Below are 16,053 nucleotides of genomic sequence, written 5' to 3' on the forward strand. Positions count from 1 at the left end.
CAGATGCCATTGCCCTCCGCTCTCTCGCCGTGGACGTCCTGCGTTCATTCCAGGCTGTGGAGAACCGTTTGTCCACAGCCTGGAGGGGCCTGTAGCCAAAATGTGCCGACGACCGAACAATCGGTTGGTGAGGCGCCTCACAGCCGACGCGCCTCCCGTAGCCGCTCCCACGAGGAGGTGCCGTCATGACGGTCATGGAGCAGCGGGGCGCGTACCGGCCTTCGCCGCCGCCCGCCTGGCAGCCCCGTATGGACCCCGCGCCGCTGCTGCCCGACGCCGAGCCCTACCGCGTCCTCGGTACGGAGGCGGCCGCCAAGGCCGACCCGGACCTGCTGCGCCGGCTCTACGCCCAGCTGGTGCGCGGCCGCCGCTACAACACACAGGCCACCGCGCTCACCAAGCAGGGCCGCCTCGCCGTCTACCCCTCCAGCACCGGCCAGGAGGCCTGTGAGGTCGCCGCCGCCCTCGCGCTGGAGGACCGCGACTGGCTCTTCCCCAGCTACCGCGACACCCTCGCCGTCGTCGCCCGGGGCGTGGACCCCGTCGAGGCGCTCACCCTGCTGCGCGGCGACTGGCACACCGGTTATGACCCGCACACCCACCGCGTGGCCCCCCTCTCCACCCCCCTGGCCACCCAGCTGCCGCACGCCGTCGGCCTCGCACACGCCGCCCGCCTCAAGGGCGACGACGTGGTAGCGCTCGCCCTCGTCGGCGACGGCGGCACCAGCGAGGGTGACTTCCACGAGGCGCTGAACTTCGCCGCCGTCTGGCAGGCACCCGTCGTCTTCCTCGTGCAGAACAACGGCTTCGCGATCTCCGTCCCGCTCGCCAAGCAGACCGCCGCGCCCTCCCTGGCCCACAAGGCCGTCGGATACGGCATGCCGGGCCGCCTGGTCGACGGCAACGACGCGGCGGCCGTGCACGAGGTCCTCAGCGACGCCGTACGCCACGCGCGCGCGGGCGGCGGCCCGACCCTGGTGGAAGCGGTGACCTACCGGATCGACGCCCACACCAACGCCGACGACGCCACCCGCTACCGCGGCGACGCGGAGATCGAGACCTGGCGTGCGCACGACCCCCTCCAACTGTTGGAGGGGGAGCTGACCGCCCGCGGACTGCTCGACGAGGCCGGCATCGAGGCCGCCCGGCAGGACGCCGAGGAGATGGCCGCCGACCTGCGCAGTCGTATGAACCGGGATCCCGAACTCGACCCCATGTCCCTCTTCGACCACGTCTACGCCGAGACCACCGCGCAACTGCGCGAACAGCGCGCCCTGCTCAGGGCCGAACTGGAAGCCGAGCAGGAGCAGCACGGCGAGCGGGAAGGCGGTGCCCGATGACCACCGTGGCCGTCAAGCCCGCCACCATGGCGCAGGCCCTCACGCGCGCGCTGCGCGACGCGATGGCCGCCGACCCCGCCGTGCATGTCATGGGGGAGGACGTCGGCACCCTCGGCGGGGTCTTCCGGGTCACCGACGGCCTCGCCAAGGAGTTCGGCGAGGACCGCTGCACCGACACCCCGCTCGCCGAGGCCGGCATCCTCGGCACCGCCGTCGGCATGGCCATGTACGGGCTGCGGCCGGTGGTGGAGATGCAGTTCGACGCGTTCGCCTACCCGGCGTTCGAGCAGCTCATCAGCCATGTCTCCCGGATGCGCAACCGCACGCGCGGCAGGATGCCCCTGCCGATCACGGTCCGCGTCCCCTACGGCGGCGGCATCGGCGGCGTCGAGCACCACAGCGACTCCTCCGAGGCGTACTACATGGCCACGCCCGGACTGCACGTCCTCACGCCCGCCACCGTCGCCGACGCCTACGGCCTGCTGCGCGAGGCCATCGCCTCCGACGACCCGGTCGTCTTCCTGGAGCCCAAGCGGCTGTACTGGTCCAAGGACACCTGGGACGCCGAGCATCCGACGGACGTCGAGCCCATCGGCCGGGCGGTCGTCCGGCGCTCGGGCCGCAGCGCCACGCTCATCACCTACGGCCCCTCCCTGCCGGTCTGCCTGGAGGCCGCCGAGGCCGCGCAGGCCGAGGGCTGGGACCTGGAGGTGGTCGACCTGCGTTCGCTGGTGCCGTTCGACGACGAGACGGTCTGCGCGGCCGTGCGGCGCACCGGACGCGCGGTCGTCGTCCATGAGTCCACCGGGTTCGGCGGGCCGGGCGGCGAGATCGCGGCCCGGATCACCGAGCGCTGCTTCCACCACCTGGAGGCGCCGGTGCTGCGCGTGGCCGGCTTCGACATCCCCTACCCGCCGCCCATGCTGGAGAGGCACCATCTGCCCGGCGTCGACCGCATCCTGGACGCCGTGGCCCGGCTGCAGTGGGAGGCCGAGGGCTGATGGCACAGGTGCTGGAGTTCAAGCTGCCCGACCTCGGCGAGGGTCTCACCGAGGCGGAGATCGTCCGCTGGCTGGTCGAGGTCGGTGACGTCGTCGCTGTCGACCAGCCGGTCGTCGAGGTCGAGACGGCCAAGGCGATGGTCGAGGTGCCCTGCCCCTACGGCGGTGTCGTCACCGCGCGCTTCGGCGAGGAGGGCACCGAACTGCCGGTCGGCGCACCACTGCTGACGGTGGCTGTCGGCGAGTCGGCGGCGGAGCCGGAGGGTTCCGGTAACGTCCTGGTCGGCTACGGCACCTCCGAGGCGCCGGCACGCCGCCGCCGGGTGCGGTCGGCCGCCGCCGCGAACGGGCAGGCGAAGTCCGCGCCCGCGCCCTCCGCGGCCGCGCCCTCCGCGCCCGCGCCCTCCGCGCCTGCGGCACCCGCCCCCGAACCCGTCCCTGTTTCCTCCGCGCCCGCACCCGCTCCCGAGGCCCTGCGCTGCGAAGGCCCGGTTCCCGTGATCTCCCCGCTGGTGCGCAAGCTCGCCCGTGAGGGCGGTGTGGACCTGCGGCAGCTGGCGGGGTCGGGCCCGGACGGGCTGATCCTGCGTGGGGACGTCGAGGACGTCCTGCGGGCGGCCAAGGCGGCGCCCGGCAGCCGTACGGCCGGGGCGCCCGGCGCGGCGGCCTCCGCCGTCCCCACCCCGCCCGCGCCCGCCTCGTCGGCCCCGCGTGCCGCGGGCATCCGCGTCCCCCTCAAGGGCGTGCGCGGTGCCGTCGCCGACAAGCTCTCCCGCAGTCGTCGGGAGATCCCGGACGCCACCTGCTGGGTCGACGCCGACGCGACGGAACTCATGCGCGCGCGTGCCGCGCTGAACGCGGGCGGGGGACCGAAGATCTCCGTCCTCGCGCTGTTCGCGCGCATCTGCACGGCCGCGCTCGCCCGGTTCCCCGAGCTGAACTCGTATGTCGACCTCGATGCCCGCGAGGTCGTCCAGCTCGACCACGTCCACCTCGGGTTCGCGGCGCAGACCGAGCGCGGGCTCGTCGTGCCGGTCGTCAGGGACGCCCACGCGCGTGACGCCGAGTCGCTGACCGCCGAGTTCGCCCGGCTCACCGAGGCCGCCCGCACCGGATCACTGACCCCCGGGGAACTCACCGGCGGGACCTTCACGTTGAACAACTACGGGGTCTTCGGCGTCGACGGCTCCACCCCGATCATCAACCACCCCGAGGCCGCCATGCTCGGCGTGGGGCGGATCATCCCCAAACCATGGGTGCACGAAAGCGAGCTGGCGGTCCGTCAGGTGGTCCAGCTCTCGCTCACCTTCGATCACCGGGTCTGCGACGGCGGCACGGCCGGCGGCTTCCTACGGTACGTGGCGGACTGCGTGGAGCAGCCCGTGGTGCTCCTGCGCACGCTCTGACGCCCCCGGGGCCCGGACGGAGGGCCCCACGGGCGGATACAAGCAGGGCCGCCCGGGACATACTCGGGGGGTGAGCGACAACACCCCCGAGACCTTCGGGACGCCTGTGCCGTACGACGCCGTCGTGCTGGCCGGCGGCGCCGCCCGGCGGCTCGGCGGGGCCGACAAACCCGGTCTGCGGGTCGGCGGCCGGGCGCTCATCGACCGGGTCCTCGCGGCCTGCGCGGGCGCCGGCACAACCGTCGTCGTGGCCGCCCGGCGGCCCACCGCGCGGCCGGTGCGCTGGGCGCGTGAGGAGCCGCCCGGCGCCGGACCGGTCGCCGCGCTGGAGGCCGGCCTGCGGCTCACCACCGCCGAGCACGCCGTCGTCCTCTCCGCCGACCTGCCCTTCCTCCGACCGGCCACGCTGCGGCACCTGTTGACCGTCCTGGGCGAGACCGGAGCCGATGGCGCGCTGCTCACCGACGCCGACGGCCGCGACCAGCCGCTCGTGGCCGCCTATCGCACCGCCGCGCTCCGCCGCGAGCTGGCCGCCCTCGCCACCGGGCCCGACGGCCTGACCGGACTGCCCCTGCGCCGGCTGACCGGGGCCCTCCGCCTCACCCGCGTCCCGGACCCGCTCGCGTCCTTCGACTGCGACACCTGGGACGACCTCGTCAACGCCAGGGCACGCATCAGGGAGCATGGGCACGTGTTGGATGAATGGATCTCCGCAGTCAAGAACGAGCTGGACATCGACCTGGATGTTGACACCGGCACCCTGCTCGACCTGGCCCGTGACGCCGCGCACGGCGTGGCCCGGCCCGCCGCCCCGCTGACCACCTTCCTCGTCGGCTATGCCGCGGCCCAGGGCAAGGGCGGCCCTGAGGCGGTCGCCGAGGCGGCCCGCAAGGCGGCCGCGCTCGCGCTGCGCTGGGAGGAAGAGAACAACGCGGGCGGGAGAGACGGCGGCACGGGCCCGAGCGCCCCGGACGCCGGATGACGGCCCCTGGAACGCGGGCCGGGGCGCCCGCCGAGGACAGCGACGACCTTGATGTCGAGGAGGCCCTGGCCCTGGTGAGGGAAGCCAAGGACGACCCCACGGGCCAGGTGCCCGCACCGGCGCCCGGAGCGCACGGCGAGGGACACCGGGCCATCCCCTGGCGCCAGGCCCGCGAGATCGCCGCCCGTGCCGGGCGCGCCCGAGTCCGGCGCGCCCCCGTCACCGTGCCGCTCGGCGACGCTCTCGGCCTTGTCCTGGCCGCCCCTCTGGAGGCGCTCACCGACCTGCCCCCCTTCGACACCTCGGCGATGGACGGCTGGGCGGTCGCCGGGCCCGGCCCCTGGGACGTACGGGACGAGGGGGTGCTCGCCGGGCACGCGCAGCCGGAGCCGCTCACCGACGGTGAGGCGGTGCGGATCGCGACCGGCGCCCGGATCCCCGCCGACACCACCGCGGTGCTGCGCAGCGAGCACGGACGCACCGACACTCAGGGCCGGCTCCACGCCGGACGGGAGCTGGCGCACGGCCAGGACATCCGCCCGCGCGCCCAGGAGTGCCGCAGCGGTGACCAGTTGCTGCCCGTCGGCACCGTGGTCACCCCCGCCGTCCTGGGCCTGGCCGCAGCGGCCGGATACGACTCCGTCACCGCCGTACCGCGTCCCCGTGCCGAAGTCCTCGTCCTCGGCGATGAATTGCTGACCGAGGGCCTGCCGCGCGACGGGCTGATCCGGGACGCGCTCGGCCCCATGCTGCCGCCCTGGCTGCGCGCGCTCGGTGCCGAGGTTGTCGCCGTGCGCCGGATCGGCGACGACGCCGCGGCCCTGCAGCGGGCCATCACCGGCTCCTCGGCCGATCTCGTCGTCACCACCGGCGGCACCGCCGGGGGACCCGTCGACCATGTCCATCCCGTCCTGGAACGCATCGGCGCCGAACTGCTCGTCGACGGCGTCAAGGTGCGCCCCGGCCACCCCATGGTGCTGGCCCGCACCGAGGAGGGCCGGCATCTCGTCGGCCTGCCCGGCAACCCCCTCGCGGCCGTCTCCGGCCTGCTCACGCTCGCCGAGCCGCTGCTGCGCACCCTGGCCGCCCACCCGGCCCCCGAGCCGTACACGCTGCCGCTCACGGAGGCGGTGCACGGGCATCCGTACGACACCCGGCTCGTCCCGGTGGTGCTGCGCGGCGATCGCGCCGCGCCGCTGCACTACAACGGTCCGGCCATGCTCCGCGGTATCGCGGCCGCCGACGCACTCGCCGTCGTACCGCCCGGCGGGGCCCGGCAGGGTGAGGAAACAGAGCTGCTGGACCTGCCGTGGGCGGCTGCCGGGATCGAGGTGTGTTTCACGTGAAACTTCCGGGCCATGACGCCATCGCCCGGCAGCCCGGCGATCATCTGGTGACCCATCGGGTGAGACTCCCGACGAAAGTGGTGGACCGCCCGATCCGTCAGGTCGTCAAACGGCTCCTCATGGCCCTGCTCGTGCTGGTCGCCACCGCGCTGGTCGTCTACGCCGACCGCGACGGCTACCACGACAACGCCAACGACTCGGTCGATCTGCTCGACGCCTTCTACTACGCCACCGTGACGCTCTCCACCACCGGATACGGCGATATCACCCCGGTCAGCGACGGCGCCCGGCTCACCAACATCTTCGTCATCACGCCCCTGCGCGTGCTGTTCCTGATCATCCTGGTCGGCACCACGCTGGAAGTCCTCACCGAACGCACCCGGGACGAATGGCGCCTGAACCGCTGGAGTCAACGGTTTGCTAGATGCGCCACAACCGCAACAAGGGGTACGTCGTGGCTGGGGCGGTCGGCTCTGCTGGGCGGGACCCGCACCGCAGGCGGCTGCCTGTCCTTCGACTGAGAAGCGGAAAGATTGCCACGGAGAGTAGTCGGACTGCTTAGACCCGAGGTGACGAGAGAAACAGGCAAATGCAGTGCGAACATTTTTTCGATGAGAAGAACACTCTTTCGAGATTAGGGTGAGCCGATTGGCCGACTTCCAGTGACGGCTACCTGCGGCATATGCCCAGGCTTGTTGCGTGGTCGACGTGACCGCAAGCACCCAGTGCACGACAAGCAAGAGGAGACCGTCTCGATGACTACACAAGCCGACTTGGAGCAGTTCCAGAAGTTCCAGGAGTTCATGAAGTGGCAGCAGATGCAGGGTGGCCAGCAGCCCGGCGGCAGCACCGCCAGCGTCGCCACCCCGGTCGTCAAGAAGCACGTCCGGCTTGAGGCGACCGCCACCAAGGGAACCGTCGTCGGCCAGGCCACGGGCACCGTAAAGGCAACGCTCCGTGACACCGACGGCGAACCGCTCCAGGACAAGGAGATCGTCTTCATCCTCACCACCAGCCGCCAGGAACTCGGTCGGACGGCCACCGACCCCAACGGCGTCGCCCAGCTCAGCGCCGGTTCGAACATCGGCGACCCACAGCTGTGGATCGAGGCACTCGGCACGGGGTTCACCGCCCAGTTCGCGGGAACCAAGGAGTACTACCCCGCCGAGGCCAAGGCCACCGTCCGCGCATCGATCTTCTGAGGCGCATGACGTGAAAGCCGGGCCCCGCGTCCACCGCCGGAGGGTGGCTGACGCGGGGCCCGGTGCCGCGACGGGGCGGGACATGGAGTTGCCACACCGCCCGGCGTGTCGGCGACGGTCACGATTCACCCGTCGCCGACACTGCGCCGCCGCTCGGCTCCATATCTCCGCCACCGCCACGCGACGCCCCACCAACGCTCACGCCTCAAATACCTGAAGACCGGGCAGCAGGACGCGTAATGAAGCCGCCCAGCCAGCATCCGGCCTCTTCGGCCAGAGGCCGCAGGCGAAGCGCGGCCCGTGTCTGGCAATCGGGCCCGCGCCGATTGTGGGACGAAGCCGAAGCCGCCTACGACTGGTGGCTCAACAACGACAGGACCAGCCGCGAACGCTTCGGGCTCACCGTCACGGCAGAAGGGCAAAGCGTCTGGCTGGACGACCCGGCAGACTCCTGGACGGTGTGATCAACAAGCACAAGAGAGGCGCCTACCGATGATGTTCGGCAGGTGCCTCTTCCAGGCCGGTCACCGGGTAGTTCGATGCCCAAACTGTCCGACAAGTCGCGGAGATCTTCAACGGGGATGACGGGGCTTTGGTCTCTTGTTGGTCCGCCCAGAGTTCCAAGATCTCGTCCATGGCGGCTTTGATCTGAACTTTCTCCAAATGTCTTGACTTAAGATCCTGACCGCCAACAGGGGCCGCTTGCTCCAGTCGGGTTGAACCGTGGCGGCGTACTGAGGTCACGACGTTCCGAGTAAAGACATGCGGCCCGTCCAGGCGTGCGGCGAAAATGAACATATCCCCCGAATGTAATTTTTAGGTAGCGACCCAAAAAGGCAAGGCCAGGCAAAGAGTGAGTATCGACCGCCCGGTCAGGCATGGGTCATTTCACGCCAAGATCATCTTGTGTTGCGTTACTCAGTCCCGCCAAATAGTCAGATTTCGGGCGTTTGAGATGCATTTTGCGCCAGGATTTGAGGGGACTCTAAATCGCTTTACACATTCAGTTCCGATTCCGGCAACCTCAGATCCAGCTCAGACATTAACTTTTCATCTAAGGTTTCCTATGTGGGCCCGACTCGTGGGTGCCTTGATCAGAACGGAAGCTCGGGACTGACGGCCCCTCGCTTGATCGTCATCACTTGCTCGTGGAAGTCACGGCTGGCGGCTTCGCGGGGATACCTGGACCTGAGTTCCTTGTCCAGCTCGTCAGCGACTAAAAGCAGGGACGGGAGGGACTTGCGGTCGGCTTCCAGGGCCTTGGTGCCCATGCCGATGGCGTCCTCGATCTCGCCCATGCGGGCGGCGGCGACTCCGAGTGTGAGGCGGGCCTCTGCGGCGCGCATGGGGGAGATCTCGGTCCCGTCCGGGCCGGTGCTGATGCGGATGACTGATCGGGAGTGGGCGGCGGCGCGCTCGTCGTCTCCGAGGAGACGGTAGGCGTCCATCTCGTAGAAGTCCCACTTGTCGGGGTCGATGATGAAGTGGTGTTCGGGGTGGTCAGGCTTGGGGAGTCGGTCCAGCCTGGCTCGGCCGGCATCTAGGGAGTCTCGGACGAGACGGCCGTCACCCATGCGTGCTGCGGCTCGGGCCTTGTGTGCGTAGAGCTGTACGCCGACCGAGTGAGTCTGGTCCGCCATGTGTCCGGCCTCGACGGCGTTGAGCATGTCTTGCCAGCGGCTCTGGGTGAGGGCGAACCATGCCTCGATTTCCCATGCCCATGCCTTGATCTCGCCGTGCCCGGCTTCCTCTCCGATGCGGAGTGCGGCGGCCTTACTGAGGTTGGCTGCTTCGCGCTGGCCCCGGTCGTACTGGACGCACGCGTTGAGCAGGAAGAGCCATCCGGTGTCGACCAGTAGCTCTCGGTGCTGGCGCAGGGTCATGCGGCCTTCGAGCTGTTTGGTGACGTACTGGAGTCCGTTGCGGGTGCGTTCGTGGAGGTAGTCGGCGTCGGCGTACGGGTAGGCACGGGCCAGTTGATCAATGCCCTGTTCGATCGACTCCAGGGCGGCGCTGTTGATGCTGGACATCTCCGTGCGGCGCAGCATCTCTGCGATGTCCCATATGCCTGCGCCTCCCTGCGCTATCAGAGCGCTCGGGTCCTCGGGCTGCGTAGTCCTGGCCGGTCGGTCCAGCTCCCACGGGCGTGGTGCGAGTCCTGCGAGATGACCGGGGATGCGGAGGCCGTCCACTACTTCAAGGATCTTGTGGAATTGGATGATCCGTGGCCGGACACCCTTGCCGTCGGTCTCTGGCCGGGCCATCTTGCCGATGTGCTCGCTCTTGTAGCCGACAGCCTCGGCGATCTTGGCGTAGCTGACATTTCCGTGGATCTTGGCGAGTCTGAAGACCTCGCCGAAGTCGTGGTTGGCGATCGCCGACCGCACGTCTGCGCGTTCCAGCACGTGAGGCGGGAGAGCTGCCGGTGTGGGTGCAGTTGTGGTCATCTCACTTCCCCATTGTGACTGACCTGACGTCTGATCCTGTTCGGTCTTCTTTTTCGATCATCGCGCCCTACCTGTTTCGCGAGTGTACCCAGGGGGTCCCCAAGAGGGGGGTCCCCAAGTGGGGGGAGTCACGGCCGGGCGCTGTGGTGCACCCTCGGGTCACCCTGCCGGGAGAGCCTCGGCAGGATGTGATCAGAGATGGTGGTCCATGTCATGGTCATGGACGCGAGGAAAACTCGGCGGTCTGAAGACCTCGCGCACGATCTAGACGCATACGCCCACTGGTTCGTCGCGCCGGATCCGTCCATTGGGCACTTCCTGGCGTTGACCCTCTTCGCCGAGTGCCGTGGCACGGCCCGTGTCGCACGTGACACGACGTCCGTGTTCCTTCGCGGTGCGGTTCCGAAGGAGGTCATGTACGACGCGCGGCTGGTCGTCTCGGAGCTGGTCGGAAATGTCGTGAACCACGCGGTGCCGGACAGCTGCCGGGCCCGTCCCGGCGGCCTCCGGCGCATCGATGTGACCTTCAAGCGGTATCCGAAGTGGCTGTTCATCGGGGTCACGGACGAGGACTCGACACCCCCGCTGCTGCCCATGGGCGACTTTTACTCGCCAGAGCTGATGACGGAGCTCTCAGAAGCGGTCTTACCTGACAACGGCCGTGGGCTGATGCTCGCCCAGCGGATGGCGTCGGCGGTCTGGTGGACGCCAGAACAGCAGGGCGGCAAGACGGTCTGGTGCCGCTTCGATCTCGACGGAGGGGACGTCAGCAGTCAGCCCTGATGATCTCCGGTCTGCCGCCTCCGCGTTGCTCCCTCAGGAGCGGGTGGCAGACCGGGCCGGGGGATGATCCCTCTGGCGATCGGAGCGTGGCTCTTGGGGGACGGTCCGCCGGGTTCCCCACTCGGCGGCCCCGAGAGCCACGCTTCACAACCCCATTCCGAGACCGGACCACCCCGCGCCTGGCAGCAACCGGGGTGGTCCGGGAGGGGACACGACGATCCCCGGTGCCTGATGGTACCGGGGTCGTTGTGCTGTGCATTCGCCTTGGTGCCAAGAGAGTTGATGAACCGTTACAAGGCGGGAGTGGCAACGTGACTGGCGCGGGGGCTGAGTGGCCCATGGACGGCTCGGACGTGACGGGTACGGACTTCGGTCTGTGGGTGCGCGGCGTCGACTACATGACGGGCTGGCGTGAGGCCCGTGAGGCTGCCGACGAAGCAAACCTTGCGTTCCTCGGATCGGGCTTCGAGCCGTCCGAGTTGCGGGCCGTCGCAGCGACGGACGACGACGGTCGGGGAGTGGTGCGGCTGGTGGGTCACCCCACTGCCGTGATCCGACTCGCCGGGCTTCTACAGCAGTTTGCAGACGGCGACGGTGGTGCAGCGTGAGGTGCCCACGTACTGGTGAAGGGTTTGCGGGGGCGGCTCTCCCCGGCGCCCTGGCCCGCGACACGCGGCGGCTGGCTGGCGCTCGTCTGCTTGGCTCAACTCCTGCCGTGCTTGATGCCTCAGCCACGGAAAGTCAGCCACGAAGATGCCGTGTGACGAACGGGCTGGCGCGCGTATGTCTCGCTCAGCCACCCACCGGCAGCAACCACGCTTCCGTGTTCTTGGACGTCGAGGCCGGGACCGCCCGAGACTCGGCACCGGTGGTCGGCCGGCGCCCCGCTTTGTTAGGCGTGCTGCGGGCGGGGGCGTCGGCCGACCGGACGGGACCGGCGTCCACGCCGCACGCCCGGCCGGGGCGGCCGGGCGCCCCGGCGCGCCGCAGGCGCGCCCTTGAGGAAGTGAAGGCTGTTTCGACCGATTCTCGTCGGTGCTCAGGCGCGGGTGTGTCGCGCGGGCTGCTTGTCGGCGGTGATCCGGTAGGCGAGTTCGGCCCGGTCGGCGCCGAAGCGGAGTTGTTCGAGGAACAGCGGGCGGTCGTCGGCATCGTGCGCGATGCGGGCAACGTGCAGGATCGGGGTCGCGTCCGGGAGCTGGAGCGTGGTGCGTTCGTCGGGCAGGGGCATGCGCGCGCGTACGGTCTCGGTCCAGGTGAGCGTGTGCCCGGCCTGGGTGAGTACCCAGTAGATGGCGGCCGGAGGCTTGCACGGCTCCTTGCCGAGCAGCGGGACGGTCTCTGCGACCTCGAACGGGATCAGCGTCCGGTGCATGGCGCGCGTCCCGGTGCTGGGGTCGATGAGCAGCCGGTCACAGCCGAACAGCGCTTCTTCCTCGCCGAGTTGGAGCAGTCGGCCGGTGTCTTTCGTGGTGCGGGTGCGGTACGTGCTCGGCTGCTCGGCCTCTTGCCAGATGTCGCCGTTGGGCATGGCGAACTTGCCCTCGGCGGTGCGGCTGATGCGGCGCTCGATGGTGAGGACGGGCTGTCCGCTGGCGCGTACGAAGCTGCCCTTGCCGTGGCGGACATCGATGAGTCCTTCCGCGCGCAGAGCCGCGATGGCGTTGCGGACCGTCGGCCGCGAAACGCCGTACCGGGCCATGAGCTGGGCTTCGGACGGCAACAGGGAGTCGGGCGCGAACTCGCCCGACAGGATCGCTTCTCGGATCGCGGCTGCCACCTGTTGGTAGAGGGCTCCGGGGCGCTGGATTTCCGACATCTCGGTATCTCCGGGTTGTGGTCGTAGGCACGTCGCACGCGCGACATCACTCGTCAGCATAAGTACTTGCGCTGTCGCCGTACAGAGCCCCATAGTCGTAACTCATAAGGACAAGTGACGTCAGAATTAGATGATCTGGCGTCCTGACTGGCCAGGGAGGCCAAAGAAATGCAGTCCATTCCCGTGGACACGACGCGACTGGGCGTACTGCGGTGCGCCATCGCGCCGGAAGCAAAGCTCAGCAACACCGAGACGCAGGAGGTGAAGAGGGACCGGGAGGGCAACCCGGTCTGGACCGTGGCCGTCACCGTGCGGCAGGACCGACGGCGGATCTCCGTCATCGAGATCGCCGTGAGCGGCCAGCCGAAGGGCATCGAGGAAGGACAGATCGTCAAGGTCACCGGCCTGACGGCGTTCACCTGGTCGATGGGCGACCGGCACGGCGTCAGCTTCCGCGCCGACGCGATCACCCCCGTCACCGGCAGTCCCGCGCACGCCAAGGGCGGTGATGCCTGATGGGCCCCGTCCTGCTCACCCTCGGCCTCGCGGTACTGACGTGGGTGTTCGTCGTCGGTGACCTGGTCCGCCGGCACCGCCCGGCCTGGCACTGGTATCTGGTCGGCTACCCGGCAACCGCATGCCGGGTGGTGTTCACCTGGGGCAAGGTCGCCCAGCTCAACGACCTGGCCGTGGCCAAGCGCCCGCCGCGCGGGCTCCTCGGCGACCTGGTCGTCAAGGGTGACCCGCTGCGGCCGGTGGCCCCCCGGATCTCCTTCCCGCGCGCCACCCGTACGGGCCTGACCATGGTCGTGCGGCTGCACGCGGGCCAGACCCCGGCCACCTTCCTGAAGGCGGCGGATGCGCTGATGCACGCCTGGAAGGTCCACGCGGTCCGCGTCACCTCGCCGGAACGCGGGATCGTGCTGCTCACCGCGACGGCCACGGATCCGCTCCAGCGGCCCGGCTTAGCCTCGGCCCCCGCCGAGTTGCTATCCGCGCTCATCGGGGTCCTGGAGAGCGGCGGCGCCTGGGTGATGAACCTGCGGCTTGTGCCCCACTGGCTCATCGTCGGTGCCACCCGCTCGGGCAAGTCCACGCTGCTGGCCAGGTTGATCACTCAGCTCGCCTCTCAGCCGGTCGCCCTGGTCGGCATCGACTGCAAGGGCGGCATGGAACTGGGCCTGTTCGCCCGGCGGTTGAGCGCGCTCGCGACGTGCAGGCGTGAAGCGGTCGCCGTGCTCTCCGCGCTGGTGGTCGACATGCAGGACCGGATGAGCGCTTGCCGGGCGGCCGGGGTGCGCTCGATCTGGGAGCTGTCGGACAAGGCGCGGCCGGTGCCGGTCGTCGTGATCGTGGACGAGATCGCGGAACTGTACCTATCGGACGGCACCCGCGAGAGCAAGGCAGAGGCGGAGCAGTGCTCCACGCTCCTGCTGCGTATCGGACAGCTCGGCGCGGCGCTCGGCCTGCACCTGGTCGTCGCCGGACAGCGGGTCGGCTCCGACCTCGGCCCCGGCGTCACCGCCCTGCGCGCCCAGCTCGGCGGCCGCATCTGCCACCGCGTCAACGACCCCGGCACCGCCGAGATGACCCTCGGCGACCTCAACAAGGACGCGGTCGCTGTCGCCCAGTCGATCACGGCGGAGGAACGCGGCGTGGCCGTCTGCACCGGCCCCGACGGCGGCTGGAGCCGCGCCCGCTCCCACCTCACCCCGACCGACGAAGCCGTGACGACATCCCGGAAGTACGCCGCAACGACCCCGGAGCTGCCTGCCATAGGCCGCGCTCTCGCCGGTCTGGAAGGGGACGCCAAGTGATCAGCACCGGTACGGCCGTCTCGCTCGTCGTGGTCTTCGGGATCATCACCGTCCTCCTCGTCCGCGCTCGTGACGTGCGGATCTGGGAAGCGGCCTGCATCGCCCTGTTCGGCATGTACCTGGGCGAGACCCCTGTGGCCCTGACGGTCAACGGCTTCCTGACCTGGTTCCTCAGCGGCTTCCACCACTTCTGATCCGGAAGGACACACCGAGCATGCCCATGCCTCGCGTCAGGTGCCCCCACTGCAAGGGCGACGGAGCCCGCAAGACCTGGACCGGACGGATGCGCCGCTGTCGCATCTGCCGGGGCACCGGAACCATCCGCTGACCACCAACCCACCACCCCCCACACGGAGGTGATCCCCATGACCCACGGCGCACCACCCACCACCAACCGTGCCGCTTCGGCGGCCCACCCCGGAAGGTCACCACCATCACCCCGGAGTTCACCCCGGCTGACCGGCGCGCCGTTCTCGACCGCGCGGCGCGCCTGCGTCAGATCCCCGAATCCGACCGCGACGCCATCCGCCTCGCCCAAGACCCCAAGTTTCCGCGCCTGCTGGAGCAGATCACTGCAACCGGCGGCTGCTCCCACCCCATCCACCTCTCCGGCTCCGCCACCACAGTGGACGGCTCAACCGGCGAGATCCTCCACCACTACGACACCCGCAGCGAACCCGGCGAACGCCTCCTCGTCCGCTGCCGCAACCGCCGCGCCACCATCTGCCCGGCCTGTTCCCGCCTCCATGCCGGAGACACCTACCACCTCGTCCGCGCCGGCCTCCTCGGTGGCAAGAACGTCCCCGACACGGTCCGCCACCGTCCCCGGCTCTTCGTCACCCTGACCGCCCCGTCCTTCGGCCCCGTCCACCGGTCCGGGGAAACGTGCCGTCCCCGCCGCGATGGCGGCACCTGCGAACACGGACGCCCCCTTGGCTGCGGCGCCATCCATCCCCCGGACGCTCCGGCCGTCGGCCAACCGCTCTGCCTCGACTGCTACGACTACACCGCCCACGTCCTCTGGCACGCACACGCCTCCAAGCTCTGGGACCGCTTCGTCATCGACGTCCGGCGACGCCTGGCCTCCTCCGTCGGCCTCGTACAGTCCCGCTTCGCCCAGCACGCCCGGCTGTCCTTCGCCCGCGTCGCCGAGTACCAGAAACGCGCGGCCGTCCACGTGCACGCCGTCGTCCGCCTCGACGGCCCGAACGGACCCGACAGCAACCCCCCGGCCTGGGGCACCGCGGAACTGCTCATCGACGCGGTGCGCGCCTCCGCCCGGCGCGTCCTGGTCCACACGCCCTACAGCCCGGCCGTGGGGGAGCTGGCCTTGCGCTGGGGTGCTCAGGTCGACGCAAGACCTCTGCGCGTCGACGGCGACGGACCCGACGATGACGCGGTCGCCGCGTACGTCGCCAAGTACGTCACCAAGGGCGCAAGCGAGACAGGCGCCGGCCTCGACCACCCGCTCACCACCTGGGCGGACATCGAGTCGGCACCCGTCAGCGCACACGTCCGCACCCTCATCCAAGCCTGCTGGCGTCTCGGCGACCTGCCTGAGTACGAGCCTCTCCGCCTGCGGGCCTGGGCTCACACACTCGGATACCGAGGCCACATCCTCACCAAGTCCCGCGCCTACTCCACCACCTACGCCGCGCTCCGCGCCGAACGCGCCCACCACATGGGCCGTGTCGACCTTCCGGACGCGGTCACGGAACGGTACTGGCGCTACGTCGGGGCCGGCCACACCCCCGGCGCTGCCCTCATCGCCGCCGGCATCGCAGACGACCTTGCACAGAACCGAGAGACCGCCGCAGATGAATGGGCCAGCCGTGAGGGGAGGTCCGCTTGAGACTCCCTCTGGAAGGGGACGACGACTGGGCCTGGGCTCGGGAGCAAGCGCGCAAAGC

The 16,053-nt window shown here is 70.0% G+C and carries 15 protein-coding genes and 1 pseudogene; 14 read left to right on the top strand and 2 right to left on the bottom strand.

Going from position 1 to position 16,053, the window contains the following annotated elements; translation table 11 throughout:
• Positions 1–185: 185 nt before the first annotated feature.
• From pdhA to IE277_RS16680, 8 genes and pseudogenes are all read left to right on the top strand, one after another.
• Positions 186–1,340, top strand: a complete 1,155-nt coding sequence (gene pdhA, locus IE277_RS16645) for a pyruvate dehydrogenase (acetyl-transferring) E1 component subunit alpha (RefSeq protein ID WP_189953089.1) — start codon at positions 186–188, stop codon at positions 1,338–1,340.
• Positions 1,337–2,341 carry an alpha-ketoacid dehydrogenase subunit beta gene (locus tag IE277_RS16650; protein ID WP_189953091.1) on the top strand — a complete coding sequence of 335 codons (1,005 nt, stop codon included), beginning with the start codon at positions 1,337–1,339 and terminating at the stop codon, positions 2,339–2,341. The genes pdhA and IE277_RS16650 overlap by 4 nt, the downstream gene beginning before the upstream one ends.
• Positions 2,341–3,747, top strand: coding sequence for a dihydrolipoamide acetyltransferase family protein (locus IE277_RS16655; RefSeq protein ID WP_189953093.1), 1,407 nt, complete (start codon positions 2,341–2,343; stop codon positions 3,745–3,747). Before IE277_RS16650 ends, IE277_RS16655 begins: the two co-directional genes overlap by 1 nt.
• Positions 3,748–3,817: 70 nt before the next feature.
• The gene (locus IE277_RS16660; RefSeq protein WP_189953096.1) at positions 3,818–4,729 is read left to right on the top strand and encodes an NTP transferase domain-containing protein; all 912 of its coding nucleotides are present in this window, start codon (positions 3,818–3,820) and stop codon (positions 4,727–4,729) included.
• Positions 4,726–6,075: a molybdopterin molybdotransferase MoeA gene (locus IE277_RS16665; RefSeq protein ID WP_189953098.1), complete on the top strand. Its 1,350-nt coding sequence runs from the start codon at positions 4,726–4,728 to the stop codon at positions 6,073–6,075. Before IE277_RS16660 ends, IE277_RS16665 begins: the two co-directional genes overlap by 4 nt.
• Positions 6,072–6,551, top strand: a pseudogene (locus tag IE277_RS16670) (potassium channel family protein); the annotation flags it as partial. The gene IE277_RS16665 and the pseudogene IE277_RS16670, both read left to right, overlap by 4 nt.
• Before the next feature lie 279 nt (positions 6,552–6,830).
• On the top strand, positions 6,831–7,277 hold the full coding sequence (locus IE277_RS16675) for a hypothetical protein (protein ID WP_189953100.1): 447 nt from the start codon (positions 6,831–6,833) through the stop codon (positions 7,275–7,277).
• 239 nt (positions 7,278–7,516) lie between these two features.
• Positions 7,517–7,741, top strand: a complete 225-nt coding sequence (locus IE277_RS16680) for a hypothetical protein (RefSeq protein ID WP_373310803.1) — start codon at positions 7,517–7,519, stop codon at positions 7,739–7,741.
• A 630-nt stretch (positions 7,742–8,371) separates the two neighbouring features.
• Here the strand turns inward: IE277_RS16680 and IE277_RS16685 are convergent.
• On the bottom strand, positions 8,372–9,682 hold the full coding sequence (locus IE277_RS16685) for an NsdA family TPR-like regulatory protein (RefSeq protein ID WP_229881599.1): 1,311 nt from the start codon (positions 9,680–9,682) through the stop codon (positions 8,372–8,374).
• Positions 9,683–9,943: 261 nt separating this feature from the next.
• Between IE277_RS16685 and IE277_RS16690 the strand changes: the two genes are divergently transcribed.
• The gene (locus tag IE277_RS16690; protein WP_189953310.1) at positions 9,944–10,507 is read left to right on the top strand and encodes an ATP-binding protein; all 564 of its coding nucleotides are present in this window, start codon (positions 9,944–9,946) and stop codon (positions 10,505–10,507) included.
• Between the two features lie 338 nt (positions 10,508–10,845).
• Entirely contained in the window at positions 10,846–11,115 is a 270-nt protein-coding gene (locus IE277_RS16695) for a hypothetical protein (RefSeq protein ID WP_229881600.1), read from the top strand.
• 431 nt (positions 11,116–11,546) lie between these two features.
• On the opposite strand, the gene IE277_RS16700 is transcribed toward IE277_RS16695, so the two are convergent.
• Positions 11,547–12,326, bottom strand: coding sequence for a GntR family transcriptional regulator (locus IE277_RS16700; protein ID WP_189953107.1), 780 nt, complete (start codon positions 12,324–12,326; stop codon positions 11,547–11,549).
• A 168-nt stretch (positions 12,327–12,494) separates the two neighbouring features.
• On the opposite strand from IE277_RS16700, the gene IE277_RS16705 reads away from it, so the two are divergent.
• The 4 genes from IE277_RS16705 (at position 12,495) to IE277_RS16720 (ending at position 15,995) form a co-directional block, all read left to right on the top strand.
• Positions 12,495–12,842, top strand: a complete 348-nt coding sequence (locus IE277_RS16705) for an SCO3933 family regulatory protein (RefSeq protein WP_189953109.1) — start codon at positions 12,495–12,497, stop codon at positions 12,840–12,842.
• The gene (locus IE277_RS16710; protein WP_189953111.1) at positions 12,842–14,143 is read left to right on the top strand and encodes an FtsK/SpoIIIE domain-containing protein; all 1,302 of its coding nucleotides are present in this window, start codon (positions 12,842–12,844) and stop codon (positions 14,141–14,143) included. The genes IE277_RS16705 and IE277_RS16710 overlap by 1 nt, the downstream gene beginning before the upstream one ends.
• Positions 14,140–14,337: a hypothetical protein gene (locus tag IE277_RS16715; protein ID WP_189953112.1), complete on the top strand. Its 198-nt coding sequence runs from the start codon at positions 14,140–14,142 to the stop codon at positions 14,335–14,337. The genes IE277_RS16710 and IE277_RS16715 overlap by 4 nt, the downstream gene beginning before the upstream one ends.
• A 296-nt stretch (positions 14,338–14,633) precedes the next feature.
• The gene (locus IE277_RS16720) at positions 14,634–15,995 is read left to right on the top strand and encodes a replication initiator (protein WP_189953312.1); all 1,362 of its coding nucleotides are present in this window, start codon (positions 14,634–14,636) and stop codon (positions 15,993–15,995) included.
• Positions 15,996–16,053: the final 58 nt, after the last annotated feature.

This window comes from Streptomyces alanosinicus (assembly GCF_014650595.1).
Taxonomy (GTDB): Bacteria; Actinomycetota; Actinomycetes; order Streptomycetales; family Streptomycetaceae; genus Streptomyces; species Streptomyces alanosinicus.